At 59.8% G+C, this 21,626-nt stretch carries 21 protein-coding genes; 10 read left to right on the forward strand and 11 right to left on the reverse strand.

The window, feature by feature from the left end; genetic code table 11:
• The first annotated feature begins 292 nt into the window (after positions 1-292).
• Complete coding sequence (locus AB1E34_RS25200; RefSeq protein WP_372575048.1) at positions 293-2,470, forward strand: esterase-like activity of phytase family protein; 2,178 nt, start codon at positions 293-295, stop codon at positions 2,468-2,470.
• Between the two features lie 161 nt (positions 2,471-2,631).
• Here the strand turns inward: AB1E34_RS25200 and AB1E34_RS25205 are convergent, their stop codons facing one another.
• The 6 genes from AB1E34_RS25205 to AB1E34_RS25230 form a co-directional block, all read right to left on the reverse strand.
• Positions 2,632-3,099, reverse strand: coding sequence for an Hsp20 family protein (locus tag AB1E34_RS25205; RefSeq protein ID WP_372575049.1), 468 nt, complete (start codon positions 3,097-3,099; stop codon positions 2,632-2,634).
• Between the two features lie 121 nt (positions 3,100-3,220).
• Positions 3,221-4,033, reverse strand: coding sequence for a trypsin-like serine peptidase (locus AB1E34_RS25210; RefSeq protein WP_372575050.1), 813 nt, complete (start codon positions 4,031-4,033; stop codon positions 3,221-3,223).
• Complete coding sequence (locus tag AB1E34_RS25215) at positions 4,030-4,827, reverse strand: trypsin-like serine peptidase (RefSeq protein ID WP_372575051.1); 798 nt, start codon at positions 4,825-4,827, stop codon at positions 4,030-4,032. Before AB1E34_RS25215 ends, AB1E34_RS25210 begins: the two co-directional genes overlap by 4 nt.
• A 63-nt stretch (positions 4,828-4,890) precedes the next feature.
• Positions 4,891-6,222, reverse strand: coding sequence for a glycolate oxidase subunit GlcF (gene glcF, locus AB1E34_RS25220; RefSeq protein WP_372575052.1), 1,332 nt, complete (start codon positions 6,220-6,222; stop codon positions 4,891-4,893).
• A gap of 3 nt (positions 6,223-6,225) precedes the next feature.
• Positions 6,226-7,347, reverse strand: a complete 1,122-nt coding sequence (locus AB1E34_RS25225) for an FAD-binding protein (protein ID WP_372575053.1) — start codon at positions 7,345-7,347, stop codon at positions 6,226-6,228.
• Positions 7,348-7,390: 43 nt separating this feature from the next.
• A complete protein-coding gene (locus AB1E34_RS25230) occupies positions 7,391-8,824 on the reverse strand; it encodes an FAD-linked oxidase C-terminal domain-containing protein (protein ID WP_372575054.1) in 1,434 nt (477 codons plus the stop codon).
• 80 nt (positions 8,825-8,904) lie between these two features.
• On the opposite strand from AB1E34_RS25230, the gene AB1E34_RS25235 reads away from it, so the two are divergent.
• Complete coding sequence (locus AB1E34_RS25235) at positions 8,905-9,615, forward strand: DUF599 domain-containing protein (RefSeq protein ID WP_372575055.1); 711 nt, start codon at positions 8,905-8,907, stop codon at positions 9,613-9,615.
• 35 nt (positions 9,616-9,650) lie between these two features.
• Positions 9,651-9,998 (forward strand): hypothetical protein, encoded by a 348-nt coding sequence (locus AB1E34_RS25240; RefSeq protein WP_372575056.1) that lies wholly within the window; start codon positions 9,651-9,653, stop codon positions 9,996-9,998.
• Positions 9,999-10,001: 3 nt separating this feature from the next.
• Here the strand turns inward: AB1E34_RS25240 and AB1E34_RS25245 are convergent, their stop codons facing one another.
• The 3 genes from AB1E34_RS25245 to rsfS are packed head-to-tail and all read right to left on the reverse strand — an operon-like array spanning position 10,002 to position 11,361.
• Positions 10,002-10,487, reverse strand: a complete 486-nt coding sequence (locus tag AB1E34_RS25245) for a flavodoxin family protein (protein ID WP_372575057.1) — start codon at positions 10,485-10,487, stop codon at positions 10,002-10,004.
• A gap of 1 nt (position 10,488) precedes the next feature.
• Complete coding sequence (gene rlmH, locus AB1E34_RS25250) at positions 10,489-10,959, reverse strand: 23S rRNA (pseudouridine(1915)-N(3))-methyltransferase RlmH (RefSeq protein ID WP_372575058.1); 471 nt, start codon at positions 10,957-10,959, stop codon at positions 10,489-10,491.
• A gap of 42 nt (positions 10,960-11,001) precedes the next feature.
• The gene (gene rsfS / locus AB1E34_RS25255) at positions 11,002-11,361 is read right to left on the reverse strand and encodes a ribosome silencing factor (protein WP_306201382.1); all 360 of its coding nucleotides are present in this window, start codon (positions 11,359-11,361) and stop codon (positions 11,002-11,004) included.
• A gap of 230 nt (positions 11,362-11,591) precedes the next feature.
• Here rsfS and AB1E34_RS25260 point away from each other — a divergent pair, with 230 nt between their 5' ends.
• The 7 genes from AB1E34_RS25260 to AB1E34_RS25290 all read left to right on the forward strand — a co-directional run bounded on the left by AB1E34_RS25260 (position 11,592) and on the right by AB1E34_RS25290 (position 17,665).
• Complete coding sequence (locus AB1E34_RS25260) at positions 11,592-11,690, forward strand: isopropylmalate isomerase (RefSeq protein ID WP_372575059.1); 99 nt, start codon at positions 11,592-11,594, stop codon at positions 11,688-11,690.
• Between the two features lie 51 nt (positions 11,691-11,741).
• On the forward strand, positions 11,742-13,145 hold the full coding sequence (gene leuC / locus AB1E34_RS25265; protein ID WP_372575060.1) for a 3-isopropylmalate dehydratase large subunit: 1,404 nt from the start codon (positions 11,742-11,744) through the stop codon (positions 13,143-13,145).
• Positions 13,146-13,183: 38 nt separating this feature from the next.
• Complete coding sequence (locus AB1E34_RS25270; RefSeq protein WP_372575061.1) at positions 13,184-13,741, forward strand: HdeD family acid-resistance protein; 558 nt, start codon at positions 13,184-13,186, stop codon at positions 13,739-13,741.
• A 38-nt stretch (positions 13,742-13,779) separates the two neighbouring features.
• Positions 13,780-14,385, forward strand: a complete 606-nt coding sequence (gene leuD, locus AB1E34_RS25275; RefSeq protein WP_372575062.1) for a 3-isopropylmalate dehydratase small subunit — start codon at positions 13,780-13,782, stop codon at positions 14,383-14,385.
• Between the two features lie 86 nt (positions 14,386-14,471).
• On the forward strand, positions 14,472-15,437 hold the full coding sequence (locus AB1E34_RS25280; RefSeq protein ID WP_372575063.1) for a phosphotransferase: 966 nt from the start codon (positions 14,472-14,474) through the stop codon (positions 15,435-15,437).
• 318 nt (positions 15,438-15,755) lie between these two features.
• A complete protein-coding gene (locus tag AB1E34_RS25285) occupies positions 15,756-16,595 on the forward strand; it encodes a hypothetical protein (protein WP_372575064.1) in 840 nt (279 codons plus the stop codon).
• 110 nt (positions 16,596-16,705) lie between these two features.
• The gene (locus tag AB1E34_RS25290; RefSeq protein WP_372575065.1) at positions 16,706-17,665 is read left to right on the forward strand and encodes an endonuclease/exonuclease/phosphatase family protein; all 960 of its coding nucleotides are present in this window, start codon (positions 16,706-16,708) and stop codon (positions 17,663-17,665) included.
• A gap of 109 nt (positions 17,666-17,774) precedes the next feature.
• Here the strand turns inward: AB1E34_RS25290 and AB1E34_RS25295 are convergent, their stop codons facing one another.
• Together AB1E34_RS25295 and AB1E34_RS25300 are read right to left on the reverse strand one after the other, a co-directional pair.
• A complete protein-coding gene (locus AB1E34_RS25295; protein ID WP_372575066.1) occupies positions 17,775-21,308 on the reverse strand; it encodes a Calx-beta domain-containing protein in 3,534 nt (1,177 codons plus the stop codon).
• Positions 21,309-21,503: 195 nt separating this feature from the next.
• On the reverse strand, positions 21,504-21,626 hold a 123-nt coding region (locus AB1E34_RS25300; protein WP_372570752.1), incomplete at its 5' end, for a transposase.

Genomic DNA, 21,626 nt, shown 5'->3' on the forward strand with positions numbered 1-21,626 from the left:
AAAAAATCACAAAATCAAACCACAAACACAAAAAATCAAACAATATCAGAATACTAACAACAAAATACAACCAACAAAATCAATGAAAACCTAACCAAAACAACACAGAACAAACACCCAAACCAAAATCCCGAGTCGTAAGACCCAATGCAAACAGAATCCCGAGAAGACGCCGGGCCTGACAGACCGCAAGCGCCGCCCCGTTCGACAATTCATAAATCTGTTTCAAAACCGATACCCTCCTGTCACGCCCCGCAATCAGGCAAGCGGCATCCAACAAAGTGGGGATCTCATGAACAGAGTGTCAGCATTGGCCATAGTGGCCATTCTTACCGCCGGCAGCGCCGCCGCGGAGATGAATTTCAACCGTATCGCCTCCTTCCCGGTCGTCAGGAACATGGCCAGCGGTGAGGATACCAATCGCGAAAGCTCGCCCGAGATCATAGCGGCAACGGCGGATGGCAACACACTGGTCTATACTGACAGCCCCCTGGGCGCCGTGGGCCTGATCGACATCACCGACCCGGTCCATCCCGCGCCTCTGGGCAATACAGACATCGGTGGCGAACCCACTTCGGTGGCGGTTCTGGGCAATACCGCGTTTGTCGGCGTGAACACCTCGCAAAGCTACACCGACCCCTCGGGCAAACTGATCGCGCTGGATGTGGTGACCAAAAAGATCATCACCTCCTGCGATCTGGGGGGCCAGCCCGACAGCATCGCCGCCGCACCCGATGGCAGTTTCATCTCCGTCGCGATCGAGAACGAACGGGACGAGGACCACAATGACGGTGTCATCCCGCAATTGCCTGCCGGGTCTCTGGCCATGGTTAGCTTGTCCGCCGGCGGGTTGGATTGCACCAACATGAAGAACGTGGACCTGACAGGTCTTGCCGAGATTGCGGGCAGTGATCCGGAACCGGAATTCGTCGATATCAACAGCCTCGGTGAAACCGTCATCACCCTGCAGGAAAACAACCACATTGTCGTGGTGAACAGCCAGGGCGAGGTGATCAGCCATTTCCCGGCCGGGGCGGTCGATCTGGAGCAGATCGACGCCACCGACGAACGCGGCGCGCTGATCTTTAATGAAAGCCAGAAGGGCCGCCTGCGTGAACCCGACGCGGTGAAGTGGATCGATGACACCCATTTCGCCACGGCAAATGAGGGCGATTATGAAGGTGGTTCGCGCGGATGGACGATCTTCGCCAAGGATGGCACCGTGGTCTATGACAGCGGCACCGATTTCGAACATGCCATCATCCAGGTGGGCCACTACCCGGACAAGCGCTCGGACAGCAAAGGGGTGGAGCCGGAAAGCGTGACGGCAGCCAGCTTTGGCGGCACGCCAATGATCTTTGTCGGGGCCGAGCGCGCCTCGATCGTCGGGGTCTATGACGCCACCAATCCGGCGGAGCCGGTACTGAAGCAGCTGCTGCCCTCGGGCGTCGGGCCGGAAGGCTATGTGGCGATCCCAGAGCGTAATCTTTTGGTCTCGGCCAATGAGAAAGACCTGATCGAAGATGGCGGCCCGCGTGCGCATGTCATGATTTACGCCTATCGGGACGCGCCAGCCGCTTATCCGCATCTGACCTCTGCCGAGGCCAGCGAATTGATCGGTTGGGGCGCGATGTCGGGCATGGTCGCCGATGAGGACGGCATGATCTGGGCGGTAAATGACAGCTTCTATGGTTTCCAGCCCTCGATCTTCAAAATCGACCCCAGCCAGACGCCCGCGCAGATCACCGATGTGATCCGCATCACCCGCAATGGCGCTCCGGCGCAGAAGCTAGACCTGGAGGGCATCACGCTGGACGGCAAAGGCGGGTTCTATGTCGCCTCCGAGGGGCGCACCGACCGGGTGATCCCGCATGCGATCTATCACGTGCAGCCTGATGGCGCGATCAAGGACCGGAAGGGTGAGATCGGATTGCCCCCGGAACTGATGGCGGTCGAGACGCGGTTCGGGTTCGAAGGCATCACCCGCATAGGCGATACGCTCTGGATGGCAGTTCAGCGGGAATGGCAGGATGACCCCGAGAATCATGTGAAACTGGTGGCCTATAACCTAGAGACCAAGGAATGGGGCGCAGTGCATTATCCCAAGGCCAAGCCGGATACCGGCTGGGTCGGGTTGAGCGAGATCACCGCCTTTGGCGATCATGTCTATGTGATCGAGCGGGACAACCAGCATGACAACCGTGCAGTGACCAAAAAGGTCTATCGCATTCCGCTGGCCGAGATGAACCCCGCCCCGCTGGGCAGCGCACTGCCGGTGGTTAGCAAGGACCTCGTCCGAGACCTACTGCCCGATCTGACATCGACCGGGGGCTATGTGCTGGACAAGATCGAAGGCCTGGCGATCCTGCCTTCGGGCGAAGGTCTCGTGATCAGCGACAATGATGGCGTCGATGACAGTTCCGGCGAGACCATGTTCTGGTCCATCGGCAATGTCAGCGAAGGCAGCTAGGAACGGGACGCCCAAGAGCCAGCCCAGGGCAAGGGGCGGGCGCCTGACAAAACTCCGCCCCGCGTCTGGAGTGGCGCGGGGCGGTGCGAAAACCGGAGGTAAGCCCTGTTTTCGCGACCCCCTCCCGGCTTGCGACGATGCCGGCTGGGGGATTGGGTATCTTAGTTCACCGGCTTGGCATCGACGACATCCGCCTCTGCCGTTGCAGGTGATCCGATCGCGATGCGGCGCGGTTTCAGCGCCTCGGGCACTTCGCGTTTCAGGTCGATATGCAGCATACCGTTCTCATGGGTCGCGCCAGTCACGCGCACATGGTCCGCCAAGGCAAAGCGACGCTCGAAGGCGCGGGTGGCGATACCACGGTGCAGGTATTTGCGCTCGGTCTCTTCGCTGGCCTTCTTGGCCGAAACGACAAGGGCATTTTCCTTGACTTCAACCGCCAGATCATCTTCGGCAAACCCGGCGACGGCAATCGAAATGCGGTAGCTGTCCGCATCGGTCTTTTCGATGTTGTAGGGCGGATAGCTGGGCTGAGCCACGTCGTTGTTCATGACACGGTCCATGATGTCGGCGATCTGGTCAAAGCCGACGCTGGCGCGGTGCATGGGTGCAAAATCAAAACTACGCATTGTTCGTGTATCCTCATTCTAGAGCGATGGACGATAAGCCCTCCGGTTGGACGGGCGGGTGAGTGATCGGGCCCCGAAGCGGCGACCCGATGCAATTCAGATGGGAACAAAAAGAGGGGTTTCAAGACCCATTCGGGCGGATGAACTTCGCGCCAGAGCTGCTGCGGCCCGATCCGACGCCCAGCATCTTGATACCGGCCTTGGGACGCGGCGCGTCACGATACAGCTGGCGTTTCAGCTGCGCGACGATTTCAGGCAGTTCCATGCCGATCCCGATCTTCTCGCCGTTATGCACCGCACCTGCGGACAGAACCGACAATATCTGCCAGCGGCTGTCAGATCTGGCCAGTAAGGCCGACCCGGAAGACCCGAAAGTCACGTCGCAATCCACAACGATCAGCCCTTCCTCACGGTTCAGGATGCGGCAGGAGCGTTGGCGCGAGATCGCTTCGTCGCGGCCCTGCCCATAAGAGGAAACGCTGATTTCCGCGCCATGTATATTGCCGGAATGCAGGGCAAAGGGGTCGGCCACGTCCAGCGGAATCGGAGCGGCCAGCCGCAACAACGCAACATCGGCGCGTATCCGGTCCGGCCCGTTCGGCCCGTTTATCTGGAAGTTTTCCGGCACGGCAATCTGGGTCACTTCCCGATCCGCCAGGGCTCTGCCGTCGCTATACCCGGCCTTGAAGATGATCTGACCGGGCTCAAACCGTTTGCCGGTCGACTTGCTGACCGCGCAATGGGCCGCCGTCAGAACCAGATCCCTGGCGATCAGCGTCCCCGTACAGTATGATCCACCGCCGAGTTCGAGCTTGCCAACCGCCTCCCAGCCCAGCAGGTCCTCGCGATCGGTCAGCCGTCGCAACCCGCTGTTCTGCGCCTGTAACGGCAGTGACAGGCAAAGGCTCAGGAAAAGAAACAGAAACGCTTTCATGGCTTGATGAACTTCGCGCTGGTTGATCCGCTTTTGATCCGGTTGGGCGCGCGCTTTACCTGCCCGGTATCGCTGTCTGCGACCAACTCTGCGCGCAACATTGCAAGCGACGCCTCAAGCCCTGCACCCAGCGCCACCCGGCCTCCATCCGCCTCGGCCTTGGCCGACACCACAGAGACGATACGCGGCGTGCCATCCTGAAAGGAGAAAACCGGCGCGCCGGACGAGCCAAAATCAATGTCGCAGGACATCACCAGAATGCCCTGTTGTCGCGCCATCACTGAACAGGCCCGCTGCAGCGACGGCGCATCAGCGCGATCCTGCGCATAAGACACGATGCCGACATCCGCGCCCCGGTCCGGGTGGCTGCCGGTCGCAAAGGGCAGAATCGTGGTATTACGGATCGGGCGGTCCAACTGGATCAGCGCCACATCATTGCGCACCCGCTGCGCCGAGATCTCCTCCTGATGCTTGTAACCGGGGTGGATCGCCGCGCGACTGGCACTGCGATAGGCCGAGGCACGCCCTTTGCGCCAGCCTGCCAGAAACTCGATCCGGGACAGATCGATCCGCTCATCCGAGGCGCGCTTGAACAGGCAATGCGCGGCGGTCAGCACCAGATCGGGCGCGACCAACGCCCCGGTGCAGAACCCAGCCCCGTCGATATCCAGACGCCCGACCGCCATCCAGTCGCGGGCCGAATCGATGGTCTCCAGAGGTTTCAGGCCGCTATCCTGCGCCAGTCCCAATCCAGGTAGGCAGGCAAGCAACAGGGCTTTGATCACAATACGCACATAAGGCTCCGCCAACATTCGCCCTTTGGTGTAGGCAAATCATACGGCGAAATTGCGGCAAGGTTACAGGCTTGCGCGCAGGTCCGGAATCGCTGCTTCGCGACTGTGGGATTGCAGCAACGCCCGAGGTATCGGCCCGCCGGTCGCCCAATCCAGCAGCTCGACGGTATGAACCACCGGCAGCGCCGTGCCCGAGCCGATCTGCATCATGCAACCGATATTGCCCGCCGCGATCACATCCGGGTTTCGCGCCTCCAACGTGCGGATCTTTCGCTGCTTCAGCTTGCCCGAGATTTCCGGCTGCATCAGGTTATACGTGCCCGCGCTTCCGCAACACAGATGGCTGTCTGCGGGTTCGACAATGTCGAACCCGGCCCTGCGCAGCAGAGTTTTCGGATGCGCGGTGATCTTCTGCCCGTGCTGCAGCGAACAGGCCGCATGGTATGCCACGGTCATGTCACGCGGTGGGGCCTCCGGCAGGTCGAGCTGAACCAGCAGTTCCGAGACATCCATCGCGATCTCGGACACGCGGCGCGCATCTTCGGCCAGATCGCCATCGCGAAACATATGGCCGTAATCCTTCACGGTCGTGCCGCAGCCAGAGGTGTTGATGACGATCGCGTCCAGCCCCTGCCCGTCCATCTCATGCGCCCAGGCGCGGATGTTGCGTGCGGCGGTTGCGTGGCTTTCACCGGTCTTGCCCATGTGATGGGTCAGCGCCCCGCAGCAGCCCGCGCCCTCAGCCACCACAACCTCACATCCCAAGCGCTTCAGCAGGCGAATGGTGGCATCATTGATATCGGTGTTCAGTGCTTTTTGCGCGCAGCCGGTCATCAGCGCGACACGTTTCAGGCGCGGGCCCTCAGGCGCAAAGCTCTGCGGGTCATCATTGCGGCTGACCGGAGGGATATGCCGTGGCGCCATATCCAGCATTGCCCGCAACCGCGCATCGGGCATCAGGGCGCGAAATGGCCGGCCAATCTTGGCCCCCAGCAAGGCTAGCCGAAACCGCGTCGGATAGGGCAGAATCCGCGCCAACACCCAGCGCAGGGCCCGGTCGGTGAAGGGGCGCTTGTAGTTGGCCTCAATATATTCGCGGGCGTGATCGACCAGATGCATGTAATGCACGCCCGATGGACAGGTTGTCATGCAGGCCAGACAGGACAGGCACCGGTCGATATGCTTGACGGTTTTTTCATCCGGCACGCGGTCGTTTTCCAGCATGTCCTTGATCACGTAAATGCGCCCGCGCGGGCTGTCCAATTCGTCGCCCAGCACCTGATAGGTGGGACAGGTTGCGGTGCAGAAACCGCAATGCACACAGCTCCGCAGAATCTCATTGGAGCGTTTGATTGCCGGGTCTTTCAGCTGTTCGGGCGTAAATTCTGTCTGCATGATCTAGCCCATCAATCCGGGGTTGAAGCGGCCCTGTGGATCGAACCGGGTGCGCAGCGCCTGTTGGATCGCAGCCAGCGGGGCAGGCTGCGGATGGAACATACCAAGCTGCGCGCGCGTTTCCTGGTCGGACCGGATCAGCGTTGCATGCCCGTCGAAACCGCCCAGCCGGGCGCGCAGATCGGACCCCTCTGCCATCAACGCCCAGATCAGGTCACCGCCCCAATCAAACAATAGCGCATCCGCCCCCGCCTTTTGCGCAAGATCCGGCGCGTCGCTGGGGCGGCAGGAAATCCGCCAGACATCACCCGCCCGATCGGCAAAGCACCGGACATCGCGAATGTCGGACCAGAGATCAGGCGCTTCCGGGCGTGTTATGTCACCCCAGCGCGCCAACCGCTCGCTCAGACGAGCTGAACGGTAGGCGACCGAATCCGCAAACCCCTCCAACCGGGCAAAGACTTGCCCGCGCTCGGGGTCATAGGCCGCGCCCGAAACCTCAAACGGAGACCCCAGCGCATCAGACATCGCCCCGACAGCACGCTCGGCATCGGGCCCGACAGCACGCTCGGCATCGGGAACGGCGATAGCCAGCGTCTGGGTGGCTTCGGGCTTGGGCAGCACCTTCAGCGAGACCTCGCTCAGCACGCCCAGTGTGCCCCAGGACCCTGCCATCAGTTTCACCAGATCATACCCGGTTACATTCTTCATGACCCGACCGCCATTCTTGATAACGGCGCCGCCCCCATCTACGAACCGCACCCCGAGCAGGAAATCACGGCAAGCCCCCGCCTGAACCCGTCTCGGACCCGAGACATTGGCTGCCACGACGCCGCCAATGGTCGGCGCACCGGACGTGCCCAGCAGCACGCGATGATCCATCGGCTCAAACGCCAGGCGTTGGCCTTCGGCATCCAGCGCCGCTTCGACCTCGGCCAGCGGGGTTCCCGCGGCAGCCACCAATGTCAGAGCGCCGGGTTCATAGAGGTGGATGCCCGTCAGGCGCGATATATCGAGCGCAGGCGCCGATCCGGCGACGCCTCGCGTACCCCCGCCAACAATGGAAACCGGGCCGCTCAATCCGGCGACGATCTGTGCCAGCTCTGTTTCTGTCTCTGGTGTCATCCCAGCTCTTCTTTTTGTTTTGGGACGTTTTGCTGGCGACGGGTCACGCGCTGCGCCTCGCTGCCGAAGACCCGAGCGGGAAGACCTTGGCCGGGTTCAGCAGCCATTTCGGGTCGAATACGTCTTTCACTGCCATCTGCGCCTCAAGGTCATCGGGATTGTACTGGTGCAGCATCAGATCGCGCTTTTCGATGCCCACCCCGTGCTCTCCGGTCAGGCAGCCACCCGCATCGACACAAAGCCGCAGAATGTCGGCCCCGAAGGCTTCGCATTTCTCCAGATCGCCAGGTTTGTTGGCGTCAAACAGGATCAGCGGATGCATATTGCCGTCGCCAGCATGAAAGACGTTGCCTACCGGCAGCCCGTAGTCCTTGCTCAATTCGCCAATTCGACGCAGGACCAGGGGCAGTTCCGAGACCGGGATCGTGCCGTCCAGACACATGTAATCGTTCAACTGCCCCATCGCACCAAAGGCGGATTTGCGGCCCAGCCAAATCTTGGCGCTTTCCTCCGCCGATCCGCTTTCGCGTAGCTCGACCGGGTTGTGCCGCTTGGCGATCTCGATGATCTTGCCCAACTGACTGTCGATCTCAGCTTCCGAGCCTTCGACCTCGACAATCAGCAGCGCCTCGCATTTGGGATAGCCCGCATGGGCAAAGTTCTCGCAAGCCTCGATGCAAAGCCGGTCCATGAACTCGATCGCAACCGGGAGAATACCGGATTTGATGATGTCCGAGACACATTGCCCCGCCACCGCGTTGTCATCGAAGCCGATCAGGACCGGTCGCGCGCCTTCGGGCTTGCGCAAAATGCGCAGAGTCGCCTCGGTAACAACCCCCAACTGCCCTTCAGAGCCGCAGATGACCCCCAACAGGTCCAGCCCGCCCGCATCCAGATGCGCGCCGCCGATCTCGACCACCGTGCCATCCATCATCACCATGGTCACGCCCAGCAGGTTGTTGGTGGTCACCCCGTATTTCAGGCAATGCGCCCCACCGGAATTCATCGCGACATTGCCCGCTATGGCGCAGGCCAGCTGCGAGGACGGGTCGGGCGCGTAGAAAAAGTCTCGTTCTTCCACCGCGCCGCTGACGCTGAGATTGGTACGCCCGGACTGCACCCGGATGATCCGGTTGTCATAATCGGTTTCCAGCACGTCGTTCATGCGCGCCACGCCCAAAATAACGCAGTCTTCGGTTGGCAGAGCACCGCCAGCCAATGAGGTGCCCGAGCCGCGCGGCACCACCGGCACGCCTTCTTCATGACAGATGCGCAGCACGTCCGAGACCTCTTGCGTGGAGGCGGGCAGGACCGCAACCATCGGCGGGCAGCGATAGGCGGTCAGTGCATCACACTCATAAGCGCGCGTCTCGGAAATCTCGTGGATCAGCGCATCCTCCGGCAATACCGTGCTCAGACGCGCCAGCAGTTGCGGCTTTCGCTCTAGGATCTTGGGATCTGGCTCTGGCATTTCCATAGCGGGACTCCATTTTGGTAAGTTGATATTACCAATTTAGGCATCTGGCAAGTCTCTCCCCCTGCGCTTATGGTCCCGGCATGTCCTGGATCGACCGAGCCTTGCTGTTTTCACCACTGGATTACGGGGCCGTCGCCCTGCTTGTGCTGGGCTGGCTCTGGATCGGTTGGAGGATCGAGAATGCCAATGCCAAGCGGCCCTCGGTCTCTTATCTGATGGCGGCGTTCCGGTATGAGTGGATGATGCAGATGGTCACCCGCGAGCCGCGGGTGCTGGACAGCCAATTGATCGGACAATTGCGGCAGGGAACAACGTTTTTCGCCTCCGCCTCGATGATCGCCATCGGCGGCGGTCTGGCGCTGGTCGGCAATACCGAGCGGCTGGCCGGTGTCGCGCAAGAGCTTGCCATCGACGATGCGCCCGCCTTTGTGTGGGAACTCAAGATCATCTGTGTCCTGCTGTTCCTGTCGAACGCGTTTCTGAAATATGTCTGGGCACACCGCCTGTTTGGCTATTGCGCAGTGGTCATGGGCGCGGTGCCCAACGATCCCAAGGCCGAAAACGCCTATCCCCGCGCCAAACAGGCCGCCGAATTGAGCACCACGGCTGCGCGCAGCTTCAACCGCGCCATGCGGTCGACCTATTTCGCGCTGACGGCAGTTGCCTGGATGCTGGGCCCGGCGGCGTTGGTGCTGGCCAGCCTCATCACGCTGTCCATGCTTTATCGTCGCGAGTTTGTCTCGCGGTCGCGCGAGATTCTGCTGAACCCGCCTGCGGACACACAAACTTGAATGCAAGACCCGCGCTTCGCCGCTAAGCTGCGGATATGAGATATGTTCTTCTATTCCTGCTGCTGGCCGGACCGGTTCTGGCAGACCCGCCAACCATCGAAAAGGTGACCGCATCGCAATCCGGCGGCGATTGGCGCTTCGATGTGACCATCTCACATCCCGATACCGGCTGGGACCATTATGCCGATGGCTGGCGCATTCTGGACATGGACGGGAATGAGCTGGGCTTGCGCGTTCTGCATCACCCGCATGAACAGGAACAGCCCTTTACCCGCTCGCTCGGCTCGGTCCGCATCCCCGAGGGCACGGTTCAGGTACAGGTTCAGGCCCGGTGCAATGTCGATGGCTGGAATGAGCAGACCACTCTGGTCACGCTGAACTGATCCTCAGAACACACCCAGGCTGAGACCCGCCGCCAGCGCCGCGCCGATCTCGCGGCATTGTTCAAGCTGATCAGTTTGGATGTGTTTTTCCGCCAGAATCTGTTCTGGCGTTTGGGCATGGGTGCAGATGATCAGCGGCGGTTGCACCTCTTTCAGCCGCCAGCCTGTGGCGATCCGCGCCATTTGCCGCGCCGCGTTTTCGCCATCGGACCCGGCGCAAACCATCTGCGCATATGGCCGACCTTCGATACGGCCCAGAACGGGATAGTAACACCGGTCAAAGAAATCCTTCATCACTCCGGAGATCGCGGCCAGATTCTCGGGCGCGCAAAAGAGGAAGCCATCGGCGCGCAGTAGATCCTCGGGACCGGCCTGATCGGCGGGTTTGAGCACTGTCTCCGCCTCCTCGCGCGCCGCTTCTGCTGCGGCCTCGGCCATCTGGCGGCTGCCGCCAGTGCGCGAGTGGTACACGATCAAGAGCTGCGCCATGTCAAACCCGGTGATAGGGGCCGCCCGACAGAATCGTGGCCGCCCGGTAAAGCTGTTCTGCCAGCATCACCCGCACCAGCATGTGCGGCCAGACCATCTTGCCAAACGATAGCGAAAAATCAGCCTCGGCGCGCAGGCCTGGGTCGATTCCATCTGCGCCGCCGATTACAAGAGCGATATCCTGACGACCCGCGTCGCGCCAATTGCCCAGTCGCCGCGCAAATTCAGGCGAGGTCAGGGTGCGGCCACGCTCATCCAGCGTGCAGATCAGTCCGCCTTTCGGGATTGCCTTGCGCAGCAAGGTGGCCTCGGCACCCATCCCGGCGTTTTTTTTGTCTTCAACTTCGATGATTTTTGCCGGGCCGAGGCCCAGCGCACGACCAGTCCTGTCAAAGCGCGTCAGGTAGTCGTCAATCAAATCCTTTTCCGGTCCGGCCCTGAGACGGCCGACCGCGCAAATGGAAATGCGCATTTTTCCCCGCTTCCGGCCGTCAAAATCGGCCGGGATAACGCCCTAGTTCGTCGAGGCGTTGCTACCCTGCGGCAGCCACATCTTTTCCAGCTGATAGAATTCGCGGACCTCGGGGCGGAAGATATGGACGATCACATCGCCTGTATCGATCAGCACCCAGTCGCCGGCATCCTTGCCTTCGACCTTGGCGGTGAATCCAAATTCCTGCTTGATGCGATCCGACAGTTTCTCTGCCATGGCCGCGACCTGACGGGTCGAGCGACCCGAGACGATCACCATGTAATCACCGATCTCGGTCTTGCCGCGCAGATCGATCTGCACAACATCTTCGGCCTTGTCGTCTGTCAGAGAAGAAAGGATACGCTCTAGCAGCTTTTCGCTGGTAAGCTGGGATTGGGCCATCAAACCGGCCCGTTCATCGGCGGTAATTGCCGCCTCTGGATAAAGAGACAGGACATTGTCCTCCTTTGCAGCGCGCCGCCAAACCTCCGGCGCTGAGGTATCTTAAATTTAACCCCGGCTTCATCACATTTCAATGAAACCCGGCACCTCATCGCAGGAATGTGCCCCAACGGCACCGCAAAACGCGCGCAGACCTTGATAGATGCGGCCCGGAACTGTATCTGGGCGCCATGAGACCCGATACGGCCCCAACCCTTGATCTGCAAGACCGCGCGCGACTGCGCGAACGGTTCTTTGGGGCTGCCCGCACGGTGCTGGCCCGCCTATAAGCGGCGTCCAGCCTTTCGCCAGCAATTCTGAAAATATACGGGAGAGGACCGATGTCCCCCAAAACACTCTATGACAAGATCTGGGATGCCCATGTCGCCCACGAGGCCGATGATGGCACCTGCCTGCTCTATATCGACCGCCATCTGGTGCACGAGGTGACCAGCCCGCAGGCCTTTGAAGGGCTGCGCATGGCAGGCCGCCCGGTTCGCGCGCCGGAAAAGACCATCGCCGTGCCGGACCACAATGTTCCGACCACGCCGGACCGCGTCAACGGCATCGATAATGAAGAAAGCCGCATTCAGGTCGAGGCGCTCGACAAGAATGCCAAGGATTTTGGCATCAACTACTACCCGGTCAATGACGTGCGGCAAGGCATCGTGCATATCGTCGGACCCGAGCAGGGCTGGACCCTGCCCGGTATGACCGTGGTCTGCGGCGACTCGCATACCGCCACCCACGGCGCCTTCGGCTCGCTGGCCCATGGTATCGGCACGTCCGAGGTCGAACACGTGCTGGCCACCCAGACGCTGATCCAGAAGAAATCCAAGAACATGAAGGTCGAGATCACCGGCAAGCTGAACCCGGGCGTGACCGCCAAGGATATCACGTTGGCCGTGATCGGCGAGACGGGCACCGCCGGTGGCACCGGCTATGTGATCGAATATTGCGGCGAGGCGATTCGTGACCTCACGATGGAAGGCCGCATGACCGTGTGCAACATGGCGATCGAAGGCGGCGCGCGCGCCGGTCTGATCGCCCCGGACGAAACCACCTTCGACTATGTCAAAGGTCGCCCGCACGCCCCCAAAGGCGCGCAATGGGAAGCCGCACTTGCCTGGTGGAAGACACTCTATTCCGATGACGACGCCCATTGGGACAAGGTTGTGACCCTGCGCGGTGAAGACATCGCACCAGTCGTGACCTGGGGCACCTCGCCCGAGGATGTGCTGCCGATCACCGCCACCGTGCCCCGCCCGGAGGATTTCGAAGGCGGCAAGGTGGACGCGGCAAAACGGTCGCTGGACTATATGGGTCTTGAGCCCGGCACGCCCCTGAACGAGATCGAGATCGACACCGTCTTCATCGGGTCCTGCACCAATGGCCGGATCGAAGATCTGCGCGCCGCAGCCGAGATCCTGAAGGGCAAGAAGGTCAAGGACGGTATGCGCGCCATGGTCGTTCCCGGCTCGGGCCTTGTTCGGGCGCAGGCCGAAGAAGAAGGCGTTGCGCAGGTGTTCCGTGATGCGGGCTTTGAATGGCGGCTTGCGGGATGTTCGATGTGTCTGGCGATGAACCCCGACCAATTGCAACCAGGGGAGCGCTGTGCCGCCACCTCGAACCGCAACTTCGAGGGGCGTCAGGGACGTGGCGGTCGCACCCATCTGTTGTCACCCGCCATGGCCGCCGCCGCTGCCATTACGGGAAGGCTTACGGACGTGCGGGAACTGATGTAAGCTACGCTCAAGACTTGGCTTTTTGAGGAAAGAGAGACATGAGCGACTGGTTGAAATGGTTCCTGCTGGGACTGCTGTCGATTATCTTCGGCGTTATCGTTCTGGGGGCGCCGGTGGTGGCTTCGGTCACCGTGACGCTGCTCACCGGTATCCTGCTGCTGATCAGCGGTGGGTTGCAATTGGTGGGCGGCTTCTCGGTCGAGGGCACAGGCCGCAAGGTTCTGGCCATCATCATGGGCGCGGTCATGCTGTTCCTGGGCTGGTCGTTTCTGGCGCACCCGCTGGAAGGGACGCTGACGCTGGCCACGGTGGTGCTGATCCTGTTCATGGCAGGCGGCATCGCGCGGATCATCCTGTCGTTCCAGATGCGCAGTACGGCGCTTTTTGCGCCGACGCTCATTTCCGGTATTCTGTCGATCATTCTGGCGGGGATCATCTGGATGTATGCCAGCGAAGACCCCACATGGTTGCTGAAACTGCTCGGAATTCTCTTGGGTATCGAAATGCTGTTCAACGGTTTCGGCCTGATCTTCATGGCGCTGTTCCTGCGCAAGAATGACGGCGAAGCCACCGACACGGAAATCAAGGAAAGCTAAGCGGTCCGGGGGCTGTCCCGACCGCGGGAGTAACAAAAATGGACAAGTTCGAAAGACTCACCGGTGTGGCTGCCCCCATGCCCCTGATCAATATCGACACCGATATGATCATCCCCAAAGTCCACCTGAAGACCATCAAACGCTCTGGCCTCGGCAAGAACCTGTTTGATGAGATGCGCTACCATGACCACGGCGGCGAAAAGGAAGACTTTGTTCTGAACCAACCCGCCTATCGCCAGGCCGAGATTCTGGTGGCGGGCGACAATTTCGGCTGCGGCTCGTCGCGCGAACACGCGCCCTGGGCAATCAAGGATTTCGGCATCCGCTGCGTGATCTCGACCAGCTTCGCCGACATCTTCTACAACAACTGCTTCAAGAACGGCATCCTTCCGATTGTTGTCGCCGAAGAGCACCACGACATCATCATGGAAGACGCCCACAAGGGCGAGAATGCCCGCATCTCGGTCCATCTGGACGTGCAGGAGATCATCACCTCCGATGGTGTCATCATAGAGTTCGAGGTCGATGCGCATAAAAAGCACTGCCTGCTCCACGGGCTGGACGATATCGGCCAGACCATGGAAAAGGCCCATGCCATTGACGCTTTTGAAAGCAAAGCGGCCCAAGAGCGCCCCTGGGTCTGAGTGGTTGAGGTGCTAGAATATAAGGCCGCGCAACTGCGCGGCCTTTTCCGTTTGCCCTTCACCACATGCAACAGGGAGGCCGCCTAGTGCCCGACCTGTTCAACTTCGACCAAGACCTGATCGCCGGTTTTGTTGACGAATTCAGCCGGGCTGTTGGCACCAAAGGTGATCTGGCTTTTACCTGCATCTACAGATCGGCGGATTTTCCGGACGACCGGCAGGTGTTCCGCGTCGTCATCGGTGACATCAACTATTCTCTAAAAATTGACCGGACAGGGGATCAGACTGGTCGTCTTCGAGACGAATACACCGTATTGAGCAAGCTCTACGATCATTTCCTCCAGTTCGAAACCACCCGCATCATACGCCCCGAGTATCTGTCGCCTTCGGGGCTGTTCTTTGTCACCGAATATCTCGACCGGCCAACCGCAACAAACTTGATTTACGATTCCCCAGATAACAACCAGGCGGCGCAGGTCTATCGGCGTGGGGGAGCATGGCTTCACAACCTGCACGGCTACAAAGAACAGACCAGCACCGAATTCCGGCCGCAATGGATGTTCGATGAAATCGCCACTCTGGTGCATGGCACGCCCCAGGCCACCGCAACCAGCTACGCGCCGATGATCAACATGCTGAGAAGGCAAGGCGAGAGCCTGACTGGGCGACACGATACAAGCGGTTTTGCACACGGGGATTTCCATGGTGGAAACCTACTGCTTGGCAAGGGTTCAACCTATGGCATCGACTTTACCGAGGCGACCGAGAAACACCTGATCTATGACATCGTTGATTTTCTCAAGATGGATGTCTTTCGTCCCGCCACACCGGACGATCTGGACCGCAGCGGCATTCTGCGCCTCAACAAAGAGATGTTCCTGCGCCAGTATCACCATCCGATTGATATCGACATTCTCGATTTCTGCATCCGCACCCGATTGCTAATCGACTGGCTATCCATCACCGAGGCGAAGTATGCCAGTAGCGGTTTCCAGCGCCGCAAGTTCGATTTGCTCCATGGTCGGCTGATTCAGGCAATGCGAATCTGGTGATATCCTGCGGTAGCACAGATTCGAATCACGCAACCCAGAGAGGGCGAGAAAGTTCGCCGATGCGCTTCGGGTCTCGCCTACCACAAGATGTAGTGCTCGTTCTCTGATCAATTTGGGCACTTTGCCGGGATTGATGCAAGAACGCACCAGTTTTGCCACTTTTTTGCCTGGAATCACCTGTTAGTAAGGGGTTCCACTTGAGTGATGAGCGGAATCCTGCGCAAATTGCTCAAAACGATACTCGCCCTTTACGGGAAGGGCCAAGTTGGGAACGGGATCGGCAATGCATCGACCCGTCCGCTTTGAAGGGGTCGAATTGTGATTGGACGTATCACCGGCGCGGCGACGCGCGGCTTGCTTGTGGCTGTGATGGTTGCCACTCCAGCACTCTACCTGCCGGGCTATCTCACAAGCTCGGTCGAGATCGTGGTTCTTGTCGCGATCCTGGGGTTTATCCTGACATTTGCCGAATACAACTCGGCATTTCCGAGTTTTGTCGAATTCCGGGACGCTCCGCCGCTGAACCGTCTGCGATTTGTGGCCCTGATGTCGATGGTCACATTCTTGACCTTGATCATAAAGAACCAATATGAACCGACCAATGTGACCGCCCTGTTCTCGGGCCTTGGTCTGCTGACTGCGCATATGGTCGATTTCCCTTATTCTCCGGTCCGCCTGATCGTGCTGATGCTGCCCGATCACAGCTCGCTGGATACGATCAACGCGGTCCGTCTTTCGGCCGGTCTGGCCTATGTGCTGTCGCTGACGACGATCTTGACCTTCTATTTCACGATCCGGGTGCGCGGCTGGCCTACCGGCAACGGCGCGTTCAACGTCTGGATCAACCTGCCGCTCTTTGATCCCACCACCGGCGGTGACGTGGTGGCGCGGCTGCAGAAAGACGGGCGCGCCAACATGGTCATCGGCTTTCTGCTGCCCTTCGTGATCCCGGCCATCATCAAGATCGCATCTAACTTCATAAACCCCTTCCCAATGGATAACCCGCACACTTTGATCTGGGTGGTTAGCGCCTGGGCCTTCCTGCCCGCCAGCATGGTCATGCGCGGAATGGCTATGATGCGCGTTGCCGAACTGATCGAGGAAAAGCGCCGCCGCGCCTATGCCGACGCGGATACCGAGGCCATGCAAACCGCATGATCCGCCTGGCGCTGGCGCTGCTACTAGCGCTGCCAGCAGTCACAAGCGCGCAACCATTGCGCGTAGCCACCTACAACACTGAACTGAGCCGGGACGGTCCTGGCCTTCTCATGCGTGATATTGAAACGGAACGCGATCCGCGTATCGGGCAGGTGATCCAGAACATCATTCAGGTGAACCCCGACATCATTGCTTTGCAAAGCATCGACTGGGACTATGAGGCCAATGCCCTGAACGCCCTGACAGACAAGCTTGCGGATGCGGGGGTCCGGTTTAACCATATCCTGCATCTGCGTCCAAATAGCGGGATGGCAACCGATCTCGACCTCGACGGAGACGGTCTGACCGGCGGGCCCGGCGATGCGCAGGGATATGGCGCCTTCGCGGGGCAGGCTGGTATCGCGATCCTGTCCAAGCATCCGATCCTGCACGAAGAGGTTCGGGATTTCTCGACCTTGCTCTGGCGCGATCTGCCCGGGGCGACCTTGCCGCAGGTGGATGGCCTGCCTTTCCCGTCCGCAGAGGCGCAGGAGGCCCAGCGCCTGTCATCGACCGCCCATTGGGTTGTGCCGATCGAGACGCCAACCGGCCGGATCGATCTCTTGACCTTTCAGGCCGGCCCGCCGGTTTTTGATGGGCCCGAGGATCGTAACGGTTTGCGCAACAAGGACGAGATACTGTTTTGGCACCACTTTCTTGATGGTCAATTCGGCCCACCACCCGAAGCGCGGCTGATTCTGTTAGGTGGCGCCAATCTGGACCCTCATGACAGCGACGGGCTTGGCGCGGCGATACGCTCTTTATTGACCCATCCGAAACTGCAGGACCCCGCCCCCCACAGCCGGGGCGCCGAACAGGCCCCGGATCAAGGCCACAAGACGCCCAACGCGCTGGACACGGTGGACTGGGTGGGACCGGGGCGAATGCGGGTCGATTACATCCTGCCCTCCCGCGATTGGCAGGTGGCGGGATCGGGTGTCTTCTGGCCTACGCCTGGCGATCCGATGTATGAGCACGCGGTCAATGCCAGCCGCCACCGTCTGGTCTGGGCCGATCTGACTACCAATTGATGCGCCTCCGCGAAGCAATCAGATCAGCTCAATCCCGGTTCAACCCTTCGAACAGAGATCGACCCGGGCAATCTCACCCGGGCCGCTCTTAATCATAAACATCTGGCGATCAGAAGATGAAATCACCCGCGTCCAGTGTCCCCGCCCCCACGCTGACCAGAGTCATCGTGTTGCCGAACCCATCGTCGATCACCGCATTCACCGGTCCCGACAGATGGTTGTTTTGAAGATCGAAAAAGTTATTGATCGAAGCGACGCCAGACAGGTCAATTTTGTCTCCATCGGAAAACGCCAGCACGCGATCCTCTCCGGTTGAGAAGACGAGCACATCCGCTCCGGCACCTCCGCGCAGCGTGTCATTACCAGCACCGCCGTCAAGCTGATCCGCCCCGTTGCCTCCCCAAAGATTGTCATTTCCGGCGAAGCCAAGCAGGGTATCCTTCCCGTCTCCGCCATATGCAACGTCATTGCCTGCGCCCGACCAGAGCTCGTCATTGCCGCCGGATCCGATCAACGTGTCGTTTCCGCCTCCGCCAAAGATTTCATCGGACCAGCCTCCGCCGTTCAACAGGTCATTGCCGTTGCCGCCCGTCAGACTGTCCCTGCCATCGTCGCCAAAGACGGAGTCACTGCCATCGCCGCCGAGAATCGTGTCGTTGCCGCTGCCGCCAACCACGCTGTCATTTTGCGCCCCGGCATCGATATTGTCGTTCCCCGCATTCCCCCAGATCGTGTCACGACCCTTTCCGCCCGTCAGCACATCATTTCCGGCACCGCCTCCAATCCGGTCCGCACCATCTCCGCCGCTGATCGTATCGTTGCCCCCGCCTCCGTTGAGCGTGTCGTTACCGGTGCCACCCAACAGCCTATCGGTGCCCCCAAGGGCAGTCACATAGTCATTGCCTTTCCCGGCAAAGACGACGTTGTTTCCCCCGCCTGCGTTATGCGCATCGCTTCCATTTCCACCCGAAAGCAGATCGTTACCGTCTCCACCATTCAGAGTATCGTTTCCGGCGCCACCGCGCAGCGTATCCGCCCCCTTATGGCCGAGCAGCATGTCGTGCCCGCCGCCGCCATCAAGCGTATCGTTGCCAGCAAAGCCCTGAATGAAATCATCCTTAACGGTGCCAACGAGCCGGTTGTTATTGCCGTTGCCGCTAATCACAGGCGCATTGCCAAGCGCCATGGTCGAACCATCGCTCAGGTGCACCACCAGATTGGATCCGCTTTTGACAAAATACGCACCCGCCTTCTGCGCCGGTGACAATGCGTTGAAATCAAGACGGTCAACACCGTGATTGAAATCAGTGACTCTGTCGCGGCCCATTCCCCAGGTCAACACAAAGGTATCGGCGCCAAAACCACCGGTCATACGGTCGTTGCCCAATCCTCCGACCAAGCGATCTGCCCCAATACCGCCGAGCAAGACGTCGTTTCCGGCATCGCCAACCAGATTGTCGTTTCCGGCAAGGCCGACGATCGTGTCATTGCCACCAAATCCGCGGATTCCATCCTTGCCGTTTGTTCCAAGCAAATAGTTGGGATCGCCATTTGCAGGCGTACCGAAATCAAAATCCGGACCAGTGGAAGGCGTGCCAGCGCCGTCATTTCCGGCAATGCGCACCTCAGCCATGAGCGTTGCCTGCCCATTGACCAGAACCGCCCCGGTCGGAGAAGAGAACTCAACGCCGAAAGTCTCGTCTCCTTCGATCGCGGTGTCACCAACGATGCTGACCCGAACGCGGCCGCTGCTGGCACCTGCCGGGATCGTCAATGTGCTTCCGGTCGCTCCAAAATCGATGCCGCTCTGGGCATCGGCATTCTCGACGGTACTCCAGTTTACCTGCACATCGGTCTTCGCAGGCTCGGAAAGCAGGACATAGACGTAAGCGTAAGCAAAACTGCTGTTGCCTTCCAGGATCGAGGTTGACACCACATCCAGAACGACACCAGCCTCAGACACAGGCGGGCCGAGAACCGGCTTGGCGACGTCACCGATCCCGGCGTCCTGCGATGGCACACCAGAGTCATTGCCGATGATCGTGCCCTGCGCAACCAGCGCCGGGCCGTTGCCATAGAATGTGGCATTCTGCAGCCCGGTCAGGACGAGGTTGAAAGCTTCGTCCCCCTCAATCCGTGTGTCCCCGGTAACAGCAACGCGCAGATAGGTGCTTTCCGTTCCCGCCTCGATAGTGAAATTGCCCTCTCTACCACTGAAATCACCCTGGGTTTTCGAGGCCGTGCCGTCATCAAAGACATATTGGCCAGTGATCCTTGTCGGCGCAGGGCGATCCAGCGTGATCAGAAACTCTGCATACGCAAAGCTGCTGTCGCCTTCGAAGACCGAGACATCGGAGATCTGCAGAACCGGCACATCAGTCGCAGTTGAGACCGGCGTCGGCAACTGATCGGCGGGATCACCGATACCGGCAGGCCCCGTGAGCGGGCCACTGTCATTGTCCAGTATCGTGACCTCGGCCTGCATCACGGCGGTGCCACCTTCGAAGTCCGCGTTTTGCAGATTGGTGAACACAACCGAGAAACTCTCGTCACCTTCGATCGCGGTGTCGCCGTTTACACTAAAGCGCAGCCACCCGCTTTCCTGGCCCGCGGGGATGGTCAACGTGCTCGCCGCATCCCCAAAATCGCCCTGCGTATTAGACGCGCTGCCAGCCTGGGTATAGTAATCAACCTTGATCTGTGCCGGTGCGGGAGCATCCAGCGTGTAAGGTACATAAACATATTTGAAGCTACTGTCGCCCTCGATCACTTTGACATCGTGGAACCGAATGGTCGGGAGCGTACCGAACTTATCCGGTCCCTGGATCGCCTCGCCCGGGTCGCCAACGCCTCCCGGCTCAGAGATGGGCCCGGTATCGTCATCCAGAATGGTCGCCGTCGCGGTCAGTATCTCGCCGCCGCCAGCAAAGACGCCATTGTTGATATTTGTCAGCACCAGCTGGAAATCTTCATCTTCTTCAGCATTCGTGTCACCGGTTACAGCCACCCGAATCCAAGTTGATTGCTCTCCCGCAGCGATTGTCGCCGTGCTTGCGGCCGCACTGAAGTCGGCGCCCGCCGTCGCCGTCCCTTCCTGCAAGTAATAGCTGAGGGTAATCTGCGCCGTCGCCGGGCGGTCAAGTGTCAGCAGAAAATAGGCATAGTCGAAGCTGCTGTCGCTTTCGATGATCTTCAGATCATGCGCTGTAACTGTCGGCAGCGGACCTGGCTCCCGGTCGGGACCGAAAATGAGCCTTCCGGGCCCGGTAGTCCCGGCAGGCGCATCGGCAGCTCCATCATCATTGTCCGCAATGGTGATCGTCGCCACCATCGCCGCCGCGTCATCCGGCAGGGAGGAATTCGCTGATGGCAAGAGCACGAATTCAAAACTCTCGTCGCCTTCGATCGCGGTATCTCCGATGATGGAAAGACGCACGTCCACGAAACTCTCGCCTGCCGGGATTGTGACGGTTCGGGCGCTTGGGCTGTAGTCTGGCCCGGATTCGGCCGTCCCGTCTTGCGTGTAGTAAGAGAATGTAACCGGCGCCGTGGCGACCGCATCCAACGAGACTCGAACAAACAGATACTCGAAACTGCTATTTTGCTCGATAATCCGCGTATTTTGAACCGACAGAACAGGCATCTTTCTATTTCCCCCAAACAAAAAATCAAATGCCCACGTAGGGTTGCCCAAATCCTGCAAAAAAAACAACACAAAATCGCCACAATTGGAACCAAAGTCGCACGCCGCTCGGATCGGGATAATTAAAGAGGCAATAAGTCAAAAAATCTTTGCCAATGTCTTTGCGAGCGCTTGTTAGGCTCCAGACTCATTGATTTACAGCCAGAATAGGACTGTAGCAGCGAGAGCGATGGCCGAGAGGAATACCTTTGGGCATCTGTCATATCGGGTGGCGACGCGCCGCCAATCCTTCAGGCGTCCGAACATGATCTCAATGCG

The sequence above is a fragment of the Ruegeria jejuensis genome, from assembly GCF_041537905.1.
Lineage (GTDB): Bacteria > Pseudomonadota > Alphaproteobacteria > Rhodobacterales > Rhodobacteraceae > Ruegeria_C.

Bases quoted from the DNA above. Each gene is read 5' to 3' on its own strand.
- AB1E34_RS25210 (WP_372575050.1), bottom strand. From the start codon at position 4,033: ATGAAAGCGTTTCTGTTTCTTTTCCTGAGCCTTTGCCTGTCACTGCCG.
- leuD (WP_372575062.1), top strand. From the start codon at position 13,780: ATGGACAAGTTCGAAAGACTCACCGGTGTGGCTGCCCCCATGCCCCTG.
- glcF (WP_372575052.1), bottom strand. From the start codon at position 6,222: ATGCAGACAGAATTTACGCCCGAACAGCTGAAAGACCCGGCAATCAAA.
- rlmH (WP_372575058.1), bottom strand. From the start codon at position 10,959: ATGCGCATTTCCATTTGCGCGGTCGGCCGTCTCAGGGCCGGACCGGAA.
- AB1E34_RS25270 (WP_372575061.1), top strand. From the start codon at position 13,184: ATGAGCGACTGGTTGAAATGGTTCCTGCTGGGACTGCTGTCGATTATC.
- AB1E34_RS25205 (WP_372575049.1), bottom strand. From the start codon at position 3,099: ATGCGTAGTTTTGATTTTGCACCCATGCACCGCGCCAGCGTCGGCTTT.
- AB1E34_RS25260 (WP_372575059.1), top strand. From the start codon at position 11,592: ATGAGACCCGATACGGCCCCAACCCTTGATCTGCAAGACCGCGCGCGA.
- AB1E34_RS25230 (WP_372575054.1), bottom strand. From the start codon at position 8,824: ATGGAAATGCCAGAGCCAGATCCCAAGATCCTAGAGCGAAAGCCGCAA.
- AB1E34_RS25295 (WP_372575066.1), bottom strand. From the start codon at position 21,308: ATGCCTGTTCTGTCGGTTCAAAATACGCGGATTATCGAGCAAAATAGC.
- AB1E34_RS25245 (WP_372575057.1), bottom strand. From the start codon at position 10,487: ATGGCGCAGCTCTTGATCGTGTACCACTCGCGCACTGGCGGCAGCCGC.
- AB1E34_RS25290 (WP_372575065.1), top strand. From the start codon at position 16,706: ATGCGTGATATTGAAACGGAACGCGATCCGCGTATCGGGCAGGTGATC.
- AB1E34_RS25200 (WP_372575048.1), top strand. From the start codon at position 293: ATGAACAGAGTGTCAGCATTGGCCATAGTGGCCATTCTTACCGCCGGC.
- leuC (WP_372575060.1), top strand. From the start codon at position 11,742: ATGTCCCCCAAAACACTCTATGACAAGATCTGGGATGCCCATGTCGCC.
- AB1E34_RS25235 (WP_372575055.1), top strand. From the start codon at position 8,905: ATGTCCTGGATCGACCGAGCCTTGCTGTTTTCACCACTGGATTACGGG.
- AB1E34_RS25240 (WP_372575056.1), top strand. From the start codon at position 9,651: ATGAGATATGTTCTTCTATTCCTGCTGCTGGCCGGACCGGTTCTGGCA.
- AB1E34_RS25225 (WP_372575053.1), bottom strand. From the start codon at position 7,347: ATGACACCAGAGACAGAAACAGAGCTGGCACAGATCGTCGCCGGATTG.
- rsfS (WP_306201382.1), bottom strand. From the start codon at position 11,361: ATGGCCCAATCCCAGCTTACCAGCGAAAAGCTGCTAGAGCGTATCCTT.